Source organism: Oleiphilus sp. HI0125, from assembly GCF_001635355.1.
This window is the reverse complement of sequence record NZ_LWGF01000456.1, coordinates 1-339: the sequence shown is the minus strand read 5'-3', so window position 1 is coordinate 339 and position 339 is coordinate 1. Positions and strand designations below refer to the sequence as shown.

General features: G+C 45.1%; 1 protein-coding gene. It reads right to left on the bottom strand.

Annotated elements, in window-relative coordinates:
* Positions 1 to 339, bottom strand: a 339-nt coding sequence (locus A3762_RS06050; protein ID WP_156493283.1) for a transporter substrate-binding domain-containing protein, incomplete at both ends; no start/stop codon positions are given.

The following is a 339-nucleotide window of genomic DNA, read 5'->3' as shown; positions in this document are numbered from 1 at the left end:
TAGTTTTCATCTTTAAGGATGGTTGATTCACCTACTGGGAAGTCTAGGAATACTAAGTCTAGACGGCCACCGGTTAGATCAAGAACAAGGTCGTCAGCCGTGGTGTAACGCTTGATTTCAACAGTGTCTGCGCCGATATCTTTTGTCACGTAATCATCTTGAACTGTGCCACGCTGAACGCCAACGCGAAGGCCTTTGAAGGCAGCCTTGTCAGTCACGTCCAGATCAGTACCTTTTTTACCAAACCATGCAGAAGGTGTGTTGTAGTAACCTTCAGAGAACAATACTTTTTCAGCACGCTCAGGAGTGATAGACATAGAAGAGAAGATAACGTCGTAT